Genomic DNA, 16371 nt, shown 5'->3' with positions numbered 1-16371 from the left:
TGGGGAGGATAGAGTCAAGGTCGCTGGGGACGTGAACTCCGCCGCAGACTTCGATTGCCGCGGAAGTGCTCAACGGCCAACCTACTTACGCTCTTCCGGCGGCTTGATGTGGCGGAACTGCGCAAGCAGCAGCAGGTCGTAGGTGATCTTGAGCGCGCCGCAGATCAGGAGCGGCCAGGCCTTGTAGGATGCGGCAAACAAGGCGCCGGCCAGTGCGGGGCTGGCGGATGCGGCGAGGCTGCGCGGAACGGAGGTGAAGCTCGCGGCGGCGGCGCGCTCGGCCTCCGTTACCAGGGCCATGACGTATGACGAGCGCGTCGGCACGTCCATCTGGGAAAGCGCTGCCCGGATCAGCAGCAGGGCAAGGGCAATGCCCAGGTTGGGGGCGAGCGCCGCCAGCATCAGGGCGATGCTGGAGGGAATGTGGGTGAACACCATCGTGTTGACGAGCCCGATGTGCCGCGACAGCCAGGCGGCGACGGGAAATGAGAAAGCCGACAGTATGCTCGACCAGAAGAAAAACACGCCCGCGGCTGACAGGGAGAGATCAAACCGCTCGAACAGCCACAGCGCCAGCAGCGACTGCACGACGAACCCGCCGGCGAAGGCGTCGAGGCTGAAGAGTGCCGCGAGCCTGAAGACGATGGCGCGGGAGGGGCCAAGCGCGGCGGCCGGCTCGCTTGCGGGCGGGCGCTTGGGGATGCGTGCATAGAACAGGCCACCCAGGAGCCCGACAACCGCATAGAGGACGAACATCAGCTTGATCGCCGTGAGTTGGCCGAGCCCGACCGTGGTCATCACATCGGGGGCGGCCGCAGCGAGCGCGCCAACGGCGCTTGCGAGCGCTCCTACAAGGCTGTAGCGCGCGAACATCCTCGTCCGGTTGGCGTCACTCACTTCCCGTGTCAGCGCCGCGTGCTCGATCGGCACGAACACGCTCACACTGCCGGCCGACGGGTTGATCGTGCCTGCGAAGGCGACGATCAGAAGGAGCGCGTAATCGTGAACCACGGCGAAGGCGACGCCGGTAGCGATCATCAGGCTCGCAGCGGCCAGTAGAAGCTGACGATGATCGAAGCGCGGGCCAAGGAAGCCGGCTGCAATAGTGAGCAGCGCCGAGCCGAGGAGCGATGCGGTGGCGATGATGCCGACCTCGAGCGGGCTGAAGCCGAGCGCAAGCAGATAGACCGGCAGGAGGACGGCCACGAAGCCGTCGCCGAAATCGCGCAGCGCCCGCGCTGCAAAGAGGCAGGTCGTCGGGTGGAGCCACTTGCGCGGCTGGACGTCCGTTTGAGCGTCAGAGGAGCCCATAGGCGAGCCCCGCCAGGGAACAGGCGGCGAGCACCTTCAGCATACCGACCTTGAAGCGGAACACGGCGATCAGCGCGCCCATGGTGAGCACGAGCGAGGCCACGTTGACCGAGCTCAAGATCGGCACATCGACGCTCATGCCGAAGCTGCTCACCTCGATCAGCTCGCCGAAGAGCACGTGCAGCCCGAACCACACCGCGAGATTGAGGATGACGCCGACGACGGCCGCGGTGATCGTCGCCAGCGCGGCCGACAGCGCCCGGTTGCTGCGTAGCGCCTCGACATAGGGCGCGCCGAGGAAGATCCACAGGAAGCAGGGCGTGAAGGTCACCCAAGTGGTGAGCAGGCCACCGAGCGTGGCCGCCAGCAACGGATCGAGCGACCCGGGCGCGCGGAAGGCTCCCATGAAGCCGACGAATTGCGTGACCATGATCAGCGGCCCGGGCGTGGTCTCGGCCATGGCAAGCCCGTCCAGCATCTCTCCGGGTTGGAGCCAGTGATAGGTCTCCACGGCCTGCTGCGCCACATAGGCGAGAACGGCATAGGCCCCGCCGAAGGTCACCACCGCCATCTTGGAGAAGAAGACAGCGATATCGGCAAAGACATTGCCGGTGCCAAAGGCGGCGACAAGGGCAACCACCGGCGTAAGCCACAGGACGAGGAAGACGCCGGCGATCTTCAACGCCCAGCCAACCGAAGGCCGCGCGTGGGCCGGGATCGTCTCGCCGAGGACGCTCTCCGCGTCGGCGACCTGCCTGTCGCCCACCTTGCCGTGCCCGTTGGCGGCGAGGAAGGGCGCAAGGCCAGCGCGCCCGCCAGCAAAGCCGATAAGGGCTGCTGTCAGAATGATGAGCGGGAACGGAACGTGGAAGAAGAAGATGGCTATGAAGGCAGCCGCGGCGAGTGCCATCATGACGTTGTTCTTGAGGGCGCGCTTGCCGACGCGCACGACGGCCTCGAGCACGATGGCGAGCACCGCCGCCTTAAGCCCGAAGAACAGCGCCTCGACGGCGCCGACATTGCCGAAGAGCGCGTAGATCCAGCTCAGGCCCATGATGGCGACGACGCCCGGCAACACGAACAGCGTGCCGGCGACGAGCCCGCCCTTGGTCTTGTGGAGGAGCCAGCCGATATAGACGGCGAGCTGCTGCGCCTCCGGTCCCGGCAGGAGCATGCAGTAGTTGAGCGCGTGCAGGAAGCGGTTCTCGCCGATCCAGCGCTTCTCCTCGACGATGATCCGGTGCATCACCGCGATCTGCCCGGCCGGGCCGCCGAAGGAGAGCGCCGCCACCCGCGCCCAGACGCGCACGGCCTCTCCGAACGGGATGCCGTGGTCGGGCGCAGTGTTGCGCTCGATGGATTGTGTGTCGTTGCTTGCGATCTTGTTCATCGATCCATCCCTGCGCGTCAGCGGCGCTTCTTGCGGAAATACTGGTAAAGGTTATCGAAGACGGGTGCTCCCTGAGCGATGCGCTCCTCGTCGTCCGCATGAGCGATCGCGATGCCGGCGATGAGATGGGCGATGCCGGTCGCTTCCTCGCGTGCGAACTTGCCGTCCTTGAGGTCGATGTCGTGGACAATCTCGGCGATCGCCCGAAGGGCCGGGTCGTCGAGACCGGTGCGGGCGAGCAGCACCTCGAAGCTGCAGCGGTCGCCCTCATGAGTGAACTCGCCCTCGAACATGTCGAAGCGCAGCTCGCCCGGCTTGGGGACATAGCCCTTGCCCGGCACGAAGCGGATGACGGCATCGGGGTCGATGAAGCGGCGGATCAGCCAGCTGCAGGCGATGCGGTCGATGTGGACGCCTTTGCGCGTGACCCAGATACGACCTTTGAGGTCGTCTGTCCGCGCAGCCTCGGGCTCTGCGGCGTCCATGTCGTTGTCCGCTACGAGCCGGCTCTCGAGTTCAGCAATGGCACCTTCCGCACCGAGCCGCCCGGTGGCGCCGAAGAAGTCAATCACAATGACATCGGCGAGCCGCTTGCGCAGGCGCCGGGCATGGGCGCGCGCGTCCGTCTTCTCCTCACCGCCCGCCGCCGCATCGAACGTCTCCGCGAGCGCCCGGACCTCGGTCGCAATCGCCTCGTAGTCGGCATCACGCGCCGTGTCGAAAAGCGCCCGCGCCTGGTCGTCCGAGAGACCGTCGATCAGGCGCGCCTCGCAGACCAGCGCCTCGCCGCCGCCCTCGACGATCTCCTTCAGGAGCCACGCGAAATCCTCCCGCGTCTCGGCAGTTGCCGGAAGTGCGTAGACGGTGCTCTTCACCGCGACGGCGCCGATGGCCTGCAGCCGGCGCCAGACCTTGACGCGCAAATAGGCCGGCTTGCTGGGAAGCTGGTGGATCAGAAGGAGCCAGGGTTGGTTTGGTGATCGGTCATCGTCCATGAAAAGACCGTATCATTGAGGTAATGAAAAGGAACAGATGTATCACAATCTCTCGGACATCCAGATGGGTTGGCCGCTGCCTCCGGCGGTACCAAGCGGCCGTCACTGAGCCCGCATCTGTGCGCCGCCGCGGCCGCAGCAACGCACAGATGCGGCGTCATCCCGCCGGCCCCGCCGGAGGAATGAAGGGCGGACAGGTCCGTGAGGTACAGTTGCGGGATCGAAACCTTCTCGGTCGTTGTTCGCAAGCCGCGACGGGCTCCCGCTGCGGCGTACGACAACCTTCTGGCACCATGAACTGAATGCGACGATGATCGCTGCGCTTACCGTCCAAGCGTCGCGGACGTGAGACACGCTTGGAGAGTCCGGATAATGCCGAGATCCTTGGCCGCGAAAGCGGCCAAGCTCTCGACCCCGCTAAGCTGATCGCACCAATGATTGAGCGTTTTATGGCGACGGATCGGGGATTCGCGAAGATGCGCCACGCGGCCCGTTCCCGTTCGCAACCGGCGGGTAGCGCTCCTCCAAGAGGCGAATGAAGTTCCGGAGCGCTGGGTTCTCGTTGCCGTCTCGCCAATAGGCGCGATACCCGATCCGGGTCGAGCCGTTGCCGTCGCGCGCCTCGCGGTAGACGACGCCGGTATAGCTGGCTCCCATGCAGGCCTCACACATAAGGCTGACGCCTCGGTTGGCCCCAACCAGGCTCTTGATGTTTTCCGGGCTCACATCGTGCCGGACGACGTCGGGCAGATCGCCAGGGGAACTGAGCTTGGCAACGAGGATGTCTTGGATCTCCGGTCCCGGATCGCGCTCGCTCAGCAAGAAGCGCTCATGTTTTAAGTCTGTCCAATAGATGACTTCGTTCGCTGCGAGCGGATGATCCTCGGGCAGAGCGACGATGATGCGCTCGCTCCAGAGCACCATCGAGCGATTGCAATCTGAAGCCGGCTCCCCGGTGACGATGGCGATGTCGATCATGCTATTCTGTATTCCGTCGAACAATCGCGTTCGCGATCCTTCGATAGTTTTGATCTCAACCTGGGGAAAGCGACGGCCGTACTCGACAAGACTTGCCCTGAGATTGCCGGCTGAGAGGGACGTGTAGAAGCCGATCGTCAAGTACCCGGCCTCGCCGCGTCCGACGGCCTTGGCTCCGTCGACGACAATCTGCAAATCATTGAGAACCCGGCGAACGCCGCTCACAAAGTCCCGGCCTGCCGCCGTCGGCCTGACGCCGCCATTCGTTCGTTCGAACAACGCTACGCCGAGTTGCTCCTCCAGATGTCGGATTCGTCGGCTGAGATTAGACTGCTTGAGGGCGAGCAGATCTGCCGCCTTGCGAAAACTGCCACAGCGTTCCGCCGCCTCAGCGTATCGCAGATGTTTAAGCTCGATCGACACGAGAGCGCTCGTTTCGCCGCGCGGAAACAGCGCTGTCGAAGAACGCACCGCGTTCCGCATACATCGGAAGCGCTCGGTAGACGTCGTCTGCGCATTTCATCATCTGTGACGCTCCTCACGCTGTTCAATATTCGCCCCGATACCTACCGGACCTGGAGACTAACGTAGCCGCTCATCTATGGCGGCTTGGGACTTCGCTCTCAAAAGCAAACATAGTATCTCCAAGTCATTCAGAAGGTGCTCGGGATCGCGGTCGACTGCGGTCCTAAGAGCGTCCTTCAGCCAGTCGCTCATGCCAGGATGGGCGAGCACCCACGCAATCTGCTTTTCGGCCTCTAGGAGAGGCTCAACGGGCGATTGGGAAGCGGCCATTCTGCTCTCCCTTCGTTCCCTTGGTCACGGGTTGCACTCCCCGCATTGCCCCGGGTCCGCTGTCGCCGCCTTCACCGCGCGCTCTTCCCGGTAACCGCACCCCTCACAGCTATAGACATCAGCTTTCAGCGCGAGCGTTGGGCCTCCGCACCATGAGCATGGCAGGCCGGATAGCCGCTTGGTGATGGCAAATCCGGGTCGAGCGCAGATCGGGCACAGGCTCCGAAACCGGCGGACAAGGTCCAGCGTCGCGCGTTTAATGGCGCGCATTCGGGTGGGGTTGCGATGGGCGCGCATATCGGTCTCAACGAAGGCGGCGCCGCAGATCGTGATCACCTCCTCAATCGCCCTTTGCAGTTCGGCCCAAGCGTCAATGCCCTTGATCAGCGCGCACCTGGGCGCCGGCTGCTGATCGACGCAGCCCATGACGATCACCCCATGTCCGGGAAATCGCGCGCGTTCGGCGAACGCACTGGCGCCGGTCAGGTCCGTAACGACCGCATGGCCAAAATTCGTCGACAGACCCGCATAATGACCGATCAATTCAAGACCGCTGACGCGGTCCTTCATTACGACAATCTCGCGGCCGATCGGGACGAAGGGAATTTGGGGATGTGGCCCGAAGCTGCCTTCGCTGGCGACTGCCACACGTGCATGCGGTACGTGTTCGAACGCCGCGGCGATCTTGGCGCGGGCGGCGTCGAGTTGCGAACCGGTTCGCTCGATCTCGCGGCTGAAGGTCCCGAAGCGGTCGGTATCGAAGGCCCGTGGCACAACGCAATCGAGGCCGAGCGCCTCCGCAAGCAAAGGGGCGATCACGCGTTCCTTGCCGTGCATCGTGGCGATCACCGTCCGTGCGCCGGCCAGATGGAATTGGTCGCCGCCGACCTGATCGGGAAGCGCGTGGGCGGGGGTGTCGCGGGAATCAGAGATCGGCATGGAGGCGCGACCCCGCGTCGATTCGGAAATGGCTATCCGCTGTGCTGTACATTTTGGCGAAAGCTCCCTAGTCATCGGTCACCTTGAGAGTACGGTCGAGCTTGAGAAGATGGAGAACCCGATCCGCCAGCGCCTCGGCCGGCCCGTCGTGAGAAGCGAGGCGCAGTTCCGGCGCCTCAGGCGTCTCGTAAGGCGCGTCGATGCCGGGGACATGCGTGATTCTTCCAGCCCGGGCCTTCGCATAAAGCCCCTTGGGATCGCGCGCTTCCGCCACCGTCAGCGGCGCATCGACAAAGATCTCATAGAATGGATGACTGCCGGCGATCTCACGCGCGAGCGCCCGGTCGCGCGCATAGGGTGAAATCACGCAGACCAGCACGACAAGCCCGGCATCGGCCATCAGTTTTGCGACCTCGGCCATGCGGCGGATGTTCTCGACCCGATCCGCCTCGGTGAAGCCGAGATCGCGATTGAGCCCGTGGCGGACATTGTCGCCGTCCAGCACAAATGGATGGAAGCCGGCGGCCATCAGCTTGCGGTCGACGATGTTCGCAATCGTCGACTTGCCAGCCCCCGACAGTCCGGTGAACCACAGGATCGCCGGGCGCTGCCCCTGCGCCGCGGCGCGCGCATCGGGAGCGGTATCGAAGGCTTGCCAGGGGATATTGCCGGCGCGCCGCAGCGCGAAGTCGATCATCCCGGCGCCCACCGTGGCATGGGTGATGCGATCGACCAGCACGAAGCCGCCCATGTCGCGGTTCTCGGCATAAGGGTCGAAGGCCACTGGGCGATCGGCAGCGAGGTTCACGACCGCGAGTTCGTTCATTGCGAGCTGACGGGCAGCCAGATGCGCACGCGTGTCGATGTCGATCCGATGCTTCAGTGCTGTGATGCTCACCGGCACTTCGTCGGTGCCGAGCCGCATCAGGTATTGGCGGCCGGGGATCATGGGCGCCTCGCCCAACCACAGCAGATGCGCCTGAAACTGATCCGCGATAGCGGGCGGGCTATCGGCGGCGGCCAGCACGTCGCCGCGGCTTACGTCCACGTTGCGGTCGAGCACCAGCGTGACCGACTGCCCCGCGACGGCCTGACCGAGATCACATTCCGGGATGATGCGCGTGACCACGGTAGGCGCGCCGGAGCGTGCCACCGTCAACTCGTCTCCCGGTCGCACCCGGCCGCCCACGATCCGTCCGCAGTAGCCGCGAAAATCCTGGCCGGCGCGACTGACCCACTGCACCGGCATGCGAAATGGTCCGATCTCCAGCGCATCGTCGACGTCGACCGACTCGAGCCATCCGATGATCGTAGGGCCCTCGAACCAGGGCATCGCGGCCGAGCGGCCCAACACATTGTCGCCCTTGAGCGCCGAGACCGGGACGGCAACCGCGTCGGTGAAGCCGAGCGCTTCGGCAAGGTCGGCAATCTCGGCCGCATGACGCTCGAACGCAGTGCGGTCGAAGCCAACCAGGTCCATCTTGTTCACCGCCACGGCGACGTGGCGGATGCCCATCAAGGCGAGGATATGAGCATGACGTCGCGTCTGGGTGAGGACGCCCTTGCGCGCGTCCACCAGCAGCAGGGCGGCATCCGCCTGCGATGCGCCGGTGGCCATGTTGCGCGTGTATTGCTCGTGGCCCGGACAGTCGGCGACGACAAACTTGCGCTTGTCGGTCTCAAAGAAACGCCAGGCGACGTCGATCGTGATGCCCTGCTCGCGCTCGGACATGAGCCCGTCGAGCAGCAGCGCGAAGTCGAGATCGCCCTCCGGCACACGGCCTTTGCTGTCATTGAACAGGCGCGCAAGCTGATCCTCGTAGACGCAGTCGGCGTCGTAGAGGATTCGCCCGAGCAGCGTGGATTTGCCGTCATCGACGCTGCCGCACGTCAACAGGCGAAGCTGCGACTTGGCTTGCTCGGCGGCGATGACGCGGGCGATTATGGCGTCCGGGCTTTCCTCTTCCGGCATCTGATGGGGCGTGTCGCGCATCAGAAATATCCTTCCTGTTTCTTGCGCTCCATCGATCCGGGCTGATCGTGGTCGATCAAGCGTCCCTGGCGCTCGCTCATGCGCGTCGACCGCATCTCGAGCAGGATGTCGGCAAGCGTGGCGGCGGTGCTATCGATCGCCCCGGTATAGGGATAGCAGCCGATGGAGCGGAACCGGACCGACCTCTTTTCGGGGGACTCTCCCGCCTCGAGCGGCATGCGGTCGTCGTCCACCATGATCCAGGTGTCTTGGCGCCGGACGACGGGCCGAGGTTTCGCGAAGTAAAGAGGAACGAGGGAGATGCCTTCGATCCAGATGTAGTCCCAGACGTCGCGCTCGGTCCAATTTGACAGCGGAAATACACGCATCGACTCGCCGGGGGCGAGGCGCGTGTTCCAAGCATGCCAGAACTCCGGCCGCTGCGTCTTTGGCTCCCAGCGCTGCGCTGGGTTGCGGTGTGAGAAGATGCGCTCCTTGGCGCGCGACTTCTCCTCGTCGCGGCGTGCGCCGCCGATCGCAGCATCGAAACCCCAGCGCGCCATTGCTTGCTTCAGTCCCTCGGTCTTCATCGCATGGTTGTAGACCGCCGAAGATGCGGTGAACGGCGTGATGCCAGCGCGCGCGGCTTCCTCGTTCGTGTGAACGAGGAGTTCGAACCCAAGGCGCGCGGCGATGCTGTCGCGGTGGGCGATCATTTCCCGGAACTTCCATCCGGTATCGACATGCAGCACCGGGAACGGCAGCGGCGCCGGTGCGAATGCCTTTTGCGCCAGATGCAGCAGGACCGAGCTGTCCTTGCCGATCGAGTAGAGCAGCACGGGCCGCTGAAAACAGGCGGCAACCTCTCGGATAATGGCGATCGACTCGGCCTCGAGCCGGCGTATGTGCGAGAATCGTTCATCAACTCGGCTGGGAGCTTCGATGACTGTCATATCAGCATGGTCTCTCGACTTGTGCGGCCGCCGAGAAGATGGCGGCTTCTTGAGCTTCCAAGTGTCACTTGCAGAGGCGGCGCGCGGCCAGGTCGCCACGACACGGTGCGTGCAGCCGCGAATGGCCGTGGGGCATTCAGCTTCGCCCGGCTTTCAAATGTCGGCATAGCAGTGCGTCTCCGCGGCGGACCCAGGGTGGGTGACCGCGCCTTTCGAGGCGGGCCCCACGGTCTGCGCAAATTTCCAAAGCGCGCCTGACTGGAAGTCGTGACGATGCGGTCGCCACGCCTTGCGCCGAACCTCCAGCTCTTCGGCCGAGAGCTCCACGTCAAGCGTACCCGCCTCGGCATCGATGGCGATGATGTCACCGTCCTTCAGCAATGCGATCGGGCCGCCAACGGCCGCTTCCGGATCGACATGCCCAATGCAGAAGCCGCGCGTGGCGCCGGAGAAGCGCCCGTCGGTGACAAGCGCCACCTTGTCGCCCATGCCCTGGCCGTAAACGGCTGCCGTGGTCGCCAGCATCTCGCGCATGCCGGGCCCGCCTTTTGGCCCTTCATAGCGAATGACGATGACCTCCCCTGACTGGTATTTACGCTTCTGGACGGCGTCGAAGGCCGCTTCCTCGGAGTCGAAGCACCGGGCCGGCCCGCGGAATTGGAGGTTCGTCATACCAGCCACCTTGACGATCGCGCCCTCGGGGGCGAGCGTGCCGCGCAGACCGGCCACGCCGCCGGTGGTGGTGATCGGATCGGAGATCGGGCGAACGATGTCCTGGTCGGTCGGGAAGACTACATCGGCCAGGTTTTCGGCGATCATCTTGCCTGTCACCGTGATGCAGTCGCCGTGCAGATAGCCGCCGTCGAGCAGCGCCTTCAGCAGCACCGACACACCGCCGATCTCGAACAGATCCTTGGCAAGGTAGCGCCCACCGGGTTTGAGATCGGCGATGTAGGGCGTGCGCTTGAAGATCTCGGCGACCGCATGCAGGTCGAAGTCGATGCCCGCCTCGTGCGCGATCGCCGGCAAGTGCAGCGCCGCATTGGTCGAGCCGCCAGAAGCCGCCACCACGGTAGCGGCGTTCTCCAGTGCCTTGCGGGTGACGATGTCGCGCGGCCTGAGATCGCGCGCCAGCAGGTTCATCACGGCCTTGCCGGACGCTTCCGCGAAGGCGTCGCGGCTCTCGTAGGGCGCCGGGGTACCGGCCGAGCCGGGCAGTGCGAGCCCAAGCGCCTCGGAGACGCAGGCCATGGTATTGGCAGTGAACTGGCCGCCGCAGGAGCCTGCGGAAGGGCAAGCGACACATTCGAGCGCGTGCAGCTCGTCGGCGGAAATCTGGCCAGCCTGATAGCCGCCCACCGCTTCGTAGACGTCCTGCACGGTGACGTCCTTGCCGCGGAAGCGCCCGGGCAGGATTGTTCCGCCGTAAAGGAACACGCTCGGGACGTTGAGGCGGACCATCGCCATCATCATGCCGGGCAGCGACTTGTCACAGCCGGCAAGGCCAACCAGCGCGTCGTAGCAATGGCCGCGCATGGTGAGCTCGATCGAATCGGCGATCACTTCCCGGCTCACCAGCGACGACTTCATGCCCTGGTGACCCATGGCGATACCGTCGGTCACGGTGATGGTGGTGAACTCGCGCGGCGTGCCACCGGCCGCCTTGACGCCCAGCTTGGCCGCCTGCGCCTGGCGGCTGAGCGCGATGTTGCACGGCGCCGCCTCGTTCCAGCAGGTGGCGACGCCGACAAAGGGCTGGGCAATCTCCTTTTCGGTCAGCCCCATGGCGTAGAGGAACGAACGATGCGGCGCGCGCTCGGGACCAACGGTCGTGTGGCGACTCGGCAGCCTGGATTTGTCGAAGCTATGTGTCATGGGTCGGCCTCGGTTTGTGAATAGGGATCCGTTGCTTTCAATCCGTCGGCGCAATGCGCCAACGGACCACGCCTTCCGGGCAGAACACCCGCACCTGCTCCCTTCCAACCGGCTGGGTTTCGGGCGGCTTCCAAGCTGACTGCACGAGCGTGACGGTCTCGGTATTGGGCGGCAGGCCGTAAAAACGTGCGCCGTTGAGCGACGCGAAGGCTTCGAGCCGATCGAGCGCCCCTTCCTCATCAAAGACCTGGGCGTACAATTCGAGCGCAACCGGCGCCGTAAAGATGCCGGCGCAGCCGCAGGCCGATTCCTTGTCCCGGACCAGGTGCGGCGCCGAATCCGTGCCGAGGAAGAAGCGGGGGTTGCCGGAGGTCGCGGCGTTCCTTAATGCGAGGCGATGGCCCTCCCGCTTGGCCACGGGCAAACAGAACATATGCGGCCGGATACCGCCCGCGAACATCGCGTTGCGATTGATCATCAAATGATGAACAGTAATGGTGGCTCCGATGGGCCCCTCGGCGTCCTGCACATAGTCCACGGCTTCGGCGGTCGTGATGTGCTCCAGGACGATCCGCAGCGCCGGGAAATCGGACCGCAGCCGGACAAGCACCCGGTCTATGAACGCCTTCTCCCTGTCGAAGACGTCGACCTCGCCGTCGGCCACCTCGCCATGGACCAGAAGCGGCATGCCGATGGCCTGCATCCGCTCCAACACCGGATAGACCCGGCGGACATTCGTGACACCGGCGGCGGAATTGGTCGTGCTGCGCGCCGGATACATCTTGACCGCGGTGATAACTCCCTCGGCGAAGCCTCGAGCTACCTCCACTGGATCGGTCTCATCGGTGAGGAAGCAGGTCATCAGCGGCACGAACCTGGAGCCGTCGGGCAAGACGCGCCGGATCCGATCGCGATACGCCGCAGCTTGGGCAGCCGTCGTGATCGGCGGATCGAGATTGGGCATGATAATGGCGCGGCCGAAGGTGCTCGCCGTCCATGGCAGCGCCATCTGCAGCATGGCCCCATCCCGAAGGTGCACGTGCCAGTCGTCAGGCCGAAGGAGGGTCATCTCGTTCACCGGGGTCACCTTCGCTCCGCTTCGCGCGCCTGACGCGCATCTTGCGGTTCTATCCAGAGCTCCAGCGGCATGAGGCGGGCCGACTTCTTCGACTGATGGCGATCCATGCGGCGGAGCACATTGTCGAGAAAACGTACTGCCTCGACGATGAAAGGTCCTTTGTTGAGCATCACGCATTCGGCGCGCTGCGCCATGGCCGCATCGGTTACTTCCGCCCGGCTGGGCGATCCTTCTTCCACCAACCCAGCCAACACCTGGGTCGCCCAGATGACAGGCACATGGGCTGCCTCGCATAGCCAGAGAATGTTCTCTTGGACTTCGCTGATGTGTTCGAAACCAAGTTCGACCGCCAGATCGCCACGCGCGATCATGACCGCCAGCGGTTGTTGCCCGGCGCCATGCACGATCAGTTCGGGAAGGTTCCTGACGGCGAGCGCGGTTTCGATCTTGAGCACTAACGGCTGCGCGGGGCGTTCGCCGCGTCGTGCTGCCAGTTCCTGCTGAATAAGGGTGATGTCTGACGGACGCTGAACGAAGGAAAACCCGACGAGATCGGCATTCTCCGCGACGAAATCGAGATCCTGCAGATCCTTCTCGGTCAGGGGCGGAAGATCGAGCGCCGTATCCGGGAAGTTCAGTCCCTTTTTGCGTCTGAGCTTCTCCCCTTTGCTGCGCGCCTGCTTCACGCGAAGCATCGCGCCGTCAGGCTCAATCCTTTCGACGCGCGCTCCAATGCGGCCATCGTCGATGAAGACCCGTGCTCCGGCTTCAAGCTGATCAAGTACGGCAGGGAACGTCACACGGATGACGATATCGCCAGCCTTTAGCTGAGCGGGCATGCGACCAGCCAACATGAGAAGGTCGCCGCGGTGGAGCCGCGTCTTCTTCGGCGCGCAGACTTCGGCGATCCGGCATTTCGGGCCGGCGATATCCATGAGGATTGGACAGGTCCTGCCTTGCTCAGCCGCCGCGGCGCGGCTGTTCTCGATCATGGTCGCCCAGGTCTCCGGTCCCCCATGCGCGCAGTTGATGCGCAGGCAATCGGCGCCGGCCCGAATGATGTCAGCCACCAGGGCGCGATCTTCACTGGCTCTGGTCGGCAACGTGACCATGATCCGCGTGCCGGGCCCGTGCGGATCGCTCCCGAAAATCCTGGCCTGCTCTCGCCTCAAAATCCGCTTTCCGTTCCGGAAGGCTAAGGGGACGGGATGGGACACGGCGGGCTCGCCGGCGATTTCGGTCAGCCTCGCGCAGACGGCGTCAAGGGTCGCCATAACGCGGCCCTCACTCCGCCCGAGCGAAGTCAGTCCAAGCGCCGAGAGCTGATGTTGTAGACCGCTTAAATCATGGCGACGAAACGCTAGATACTGCGCGAGATTGATGGCTCCAGGCAGAAAACTCGGCCGAGCCACGTTGGGGGTCCAGTCCTCCACAATGGCTTGGCTCTCCCGAATGACGGCAGCTCGGATGCGAACGATCCTGGACAGGAGGCGCTTCGCAGACACCTTCCGGTCTGCCTCACGGGTGCGGCCCGCAGCAGGACGTTTCAAGCTCGAACGTTGGATCGCATTCAGCGTCATTGGCTCTCCGATCGCGCGTCCTACAAGATCACGCGGTACCGCGGCCGGCGGCCTCGATGTTCCTGCGCAAAAGCGGATCGAGGCCGAGCTTGTTGGCCAAATCGTCGAGCCAAGCCGCTTCGGCGGGAGTATCGGCATCAATTGCGATGAAGGCTGCCAGGTACACCTGCGCGGCCTCCTCAGGAGAATTCGCAGCGGCGGCGAGTTGCTCCGGCGTATCCGGATGGGCGATCAGAGACTCGAGAAAATGCCGCTCCTCGCCCGGGAGAGCGCTCGCTTCGACGCGCTCGATCAAACGGGAACGCTCGGTCTCGTCAAGGCGACCATCGGCCATGGCCGACGCGATCATCGCACGCAACAGGAGGGTGGCGCTGCTGTCTGCCGGCAGAGCACTCGGTGGCGACAACAGACCGCCGGAAGCCGGTTGTGCCGCACCGGCCTGCTGCGGCGAGAGGCCGCCAAGCGCATCGCGGATGGTTTGCGGAACGAGCGGCTTGCCGTCGCGATAGTTGCTGTAGGCCTTATAGGCGAGCCCTCCGAGCAGGGCGACAGCCCCGATCTGCAAAGCGCTGCCGCCGAGCTTCCGCGCGTGCTTGGAGGTCAGGAGCGTGCCCGCCAAACCACCCGCGAGCGCGCCAGTTCCGAGTGCGCCCACATTGCTGGAGAGGTAATCGCCGAGGCCCGCGCGTCTACTGCGGTCGACCGGTAGTCCGACTTCCGCGTTGCCTTGCCGTGATGCCGGGTCACCCGCCAGCACGGTGTTCAGCAGTTTGTTCACGTCGATCATTGTGTTCTCCTGTGATGGACCGGTCGGCTCGTGCCTTTTGCAGACATGCATTCACAGCGCTGCGCCGCGGCAGCAGCGCAGCGGCGATTCAGTGCTACGGCACGTGCAGTTCGCACGCGACGGCGCGTCATCTATACGTGCCGAGCGATTTGCCTTCGCCAGTCGTCTCTTCCGGGTCATTCAGTCGGTCTCGCGGGTTTGCACGATCGCCTGACGATGGAACTCACAGAGCTTGCGGCGTACTTCCTCGCGCGTGATGGCAAATCCGCAACGGGTAAGGTCGCCAAAGAGCTTGTCGACGACATCTTCGTCCCCAGGCTCGCAAAAGTCGGCGTGGTGAACCGCTGTCGCGTAGCCTTGAACTCCATCGTCCCGGAGCTGCATCAGTCGACCGGCCCACAAACCCGCGAGCACGTTGCGGCGGGCAAGGACGTTGTCACGCGTGTCGGTGTCTATGCACGAGTCGGTCCCGGTGGAGGATGCGGTGCCGTGTGTCATGGCAGCAATAGGGACATCAACGTTCATCGATCATCTCCGGCAGAGCGGGCATGGGGGTGCTCTCCGACGGGGAGCGGAGGCAAATCCGTCTGGCCGCGACCATGAGTTTCCTCGCGCGCGGCCGCACGTGTCTTCCAGAGCGAGAAGAGCACACCGCCCGCGATGAGGGACAGGGTCACGCCGAGCGAGATCGCGGGGTCGAGTTTGCCGACGATCTGGTTCCAGAAGATCTTCGCCCCGATGAAGACCAGCACGATGGCGAGCGCGTATTTCAGATACTCGAAGCGATGCACCATGGCGGCGAGAGCGAAATAGAGGGCGCGCAGCCCGAGGATCGCCATGATATTGGCCGTGTACACGATGTAGGTGTCCGTCGTAATGGCGAAGATCGCCGGCACCGAGTCGACCGCGAATACCAGATCGGCGATGTTGATCATGACCAGCGCCAGAAACAGGGGCGTCGCAAAGCGCGCGAGCTTGCCTGTCTTCGGGTCTGGCTTGCGAACGAAGAAATGCGAACCGTGCAACTCTGCCGACACCCGCATACGCTTGGACAGAAAGCGCACGATCGGGTTCTTCGACACGTCTTTTTCGCCCTCGCCGACGACGAGGATCTTGATCCCCGTGGCGATCAGAAAGACAGCGAAGATGTAGAGTACCCACTCGTACTGCTGCACGAGCGCCGCGCCGAGCCCGATCATGATGCCGCGCAAGACCAGCACCGCGATGATCCCCCACAGCAGGGCCCGGTACTGATACTTGGCGGGAATGGCGAAATAACTGAAAATCAGCGAGATGACGAAGACGTTGTCGATCGAAAGCGCCTTCTCCAGAGCGTAGCCCGTGAAGTACTCCATGCCCGAGGTCGGGCCCATGGACCACCACAGCCAAGCACCGAACACGAGCGCGACAGCGATGTAGAACACCGATAGCTTCAGGCTTTCCGCGACACCGAGCTCTTTATCCTTCTTGTGAAGAATGCCGAGGTCGAAGGCGAGCAGCGCGCCGACCACGAAGAGGAAGGCGAGCCATAGCCAGACAGACTTGCCGAGGAAATCGCTGGTCAGGAAATCGGCGAGCAGTTCCATGCGTAATCCTTACTATTCGGGTGTTTGAGAGCACCCGTTGAATGCGTTACGGGCTCCCTATTGCGCCATGCTCGAACGCCAGCGGGACCCGGGGCCTTCGGGAGCGTTTGAGACGTTAGCGAGCGGGCCAAT

General features: G+C 64.1%; 13 protein-coding genes and 1 pseudogene. 1 reads left to right on the top strand and 13 read right to left on the bottom strand.

Annotated elements, in window-relative coordinates; all coding sequences use genetic code 11:
- Positions 1–81 precede the first annotated feature (81 nt).
- The 3 genes from ACTIFK_RS15820 to ACTIFK_RS15810 are packed head-to-tail and all read right to left on the bottom strand — an operon-like array spanning position 82 to position 3696.
- Positions 82–1311 carry an MFS transporter gene (locus ACTIFK_RS15820; protein WP_047558484.1) on the bottom strand — a complete coding sequence of 410 codons (1230 nt, stop codon included), beginning with the start codon at positions 1309–1311 and terminating at the stop codon, positions 82–84.
- Positions 1298–2701, bottom strand: coding sequence for a chromate efflux transporter (gene chrA / locus ACTIFK_RS15815; protein WP_052224906.1), 1404 nt, complete (start codon positions 2699–2701; stop codon positions 1298–1300). Before chrA ends, ACTIFK_RS15820 begins: the two co-directional genes overlap by 14 nt.
- A 17-nt stretch (positions 2702–2718) precedes the next feature.
- Entirely contained in the window at positions 2719–3696 is a 978-nt protein-coding gene (locus ACTIFK_RS15810) for a chromate resistance protein ChrB domain-containing protein (RefSeq protein WP_047558487.1), read from the bottom strand.
- A 374-nt stretch (positions 3697–4070) separates the two neighbouring features.
- Between ACTIFK_RS15810 and ACTIFK_RS15805 the strand changes: the two are divergent.
- Positions 4071–4193, top strand: a pseudogene (locus tag ACTIFK_RS15805) (DUF2274 domain-containing protein); the annotation flags it as partial.
- On the opposite strand, the gene ACTIFK_RS15800 reads toward ACTIFK_RS15805, so the two are convergent.
- From ACTIFK_RS15800 to ACTIFK_RS15755, 10 genes are all read right to left on the bottom strand, one after another.
- Positions 4144–5097, bottom strand: coding sequence for a LysR family transcriptional regulator (locus ACTIFK_RS15800; protein ID WP_244466407.1), 954 nt, complete (start codon positions 5095–5097; stop codon positions 4144–4146). The pseudogene ACTIFK_RS15805 and the gene ACTIFK_RS15800 overlap by 50 nt on opposite strands.
- 396 nt (positions 5098–5493) lie before the next feature.
- A complete protein-coding gene (locus ACTIFK_RS15795) occupies positions 5494–6408 on the bottom strand; it encodes a DUF6671 family protein (RefSeq protein ID WP_244466408.1) in 915 nt (304 codons plus the stop codon).
- Positions 6409–6475: 67 nt separating this feature from the next.
- The gene (gene cysC, locus ACTIFK_RS15790) at positions 6476–8401 is read right to left on the bottom strand and encodes an adenylyl-sulfate kinase (RefSeq protein ID WP_082004873.1); all 1926 of its coding nucleotides are present in this window, start codon (positions 8399–8401) and stop codon (positions 6476–6478) included.
- On the bottom strand, positions 8401–9333 hold the full coding sequence (gene cysD / locus ACTIFK_RS15785) for a sulfate adenylyltransferase subunit CysD (protein ID WP_047558490.1): 933 nt from the start codon (positions 9331–9333) through the stop codon (positions 8401–8403). The genes cysC and cysD overlap by 1 nt, the downstream gene beginning before the upstream one ends.
- Positions 9334–9486: 153 nt before the next feature.
- Complete coding sequence (ilvD, locus tag ACTIFK_RS15780) at positions 9487–11208, bottom strand: dihydroxy-acid dehydratase (RefSeq protein WP_150978938.1); 1722 nt, start codon at positions 11206–11208, stop codon at positions 9487–9489.
- A 37-nt stretch (positions 11209–11245) separates the two neighbouring features.
- Positions 11246–12226 carry a dihydroorotase gene (pyrC, locus tag ACTIFK_RS15775; protein ID WP_244505151.1) on the bottom strand — a complete coding sequence of 327 codons (981 nt, stop codon included), beginning with the start codon at positions 12224–12226 and terminating at the stop codon, positions 11246–11248.
- A gap of 65 nt (positions 12227–12291) precedes the next feature.
- Positions 12292–13866, bottom strand: coding sequence for a pyruvate kinase (locus ACTIFK_RS15770; protein WP_150978939.1), 1575 nt, complete (start codon positions 13864–13866; stop codon positions 12292–12294).
- Positions 13867–13894: 28 nt separating this feature from the next.
- Positions 13895–14653: a tellurite resistance TerB family protein gene (locus ACTIFK_RS15765; protein ID WP_167523851.1), complete on the bottom strand. Its 759-nt coding sequence runs from the start codon at positions 14651–14653 to the stop codon at positions 13895–13897.
- A 180-nt stretch (positions 14654–14833) separates the two neighbouring features.
- Positions 14834–15178 carry a DUF1476 domain-containing protein gene (locus ACTIFK_RS15760; protein ID WP_150978941.1) on the bottom strand — a complete coding sequence of 115 codons (345 nt, stop codon included), beginning with the start codon at positions 15176–15178 and terminating at the stop codon, positions 14834–14836.
- Complete coding sequence (locus ACTIFK_RS15755) at positions 15175–16239, bottom strand: TerC family protein (protein ID WP_150978942.1); 1065 nt, start codon at positions 16237–16239, stop codon at positions 15175–15177. The genes ACTIFK_RS15760 and ACTIFK_RS15755 overlap by 4 nt, the downstream gene beginning before the upstream one ends.
- Positions 16240–16371: the final 132 nt, after the last annotated feature.

It is taken from the genome of Hyphomicrobium sp., assembly GCF_051860585.1.
In the GTDB taxonomy this organism is placed as follows: Bacteria; Pseudomonadota; Alphaproteobacteria; order Rhizobiales; family Hyphomicrobiaceae; genus Hyphomicrobium_C.
The sequence above is the reverse complement of the archived record's forward strand: the minus strand, read 5'-3'. Positions and strand labels throughout refer to the sequence as shown.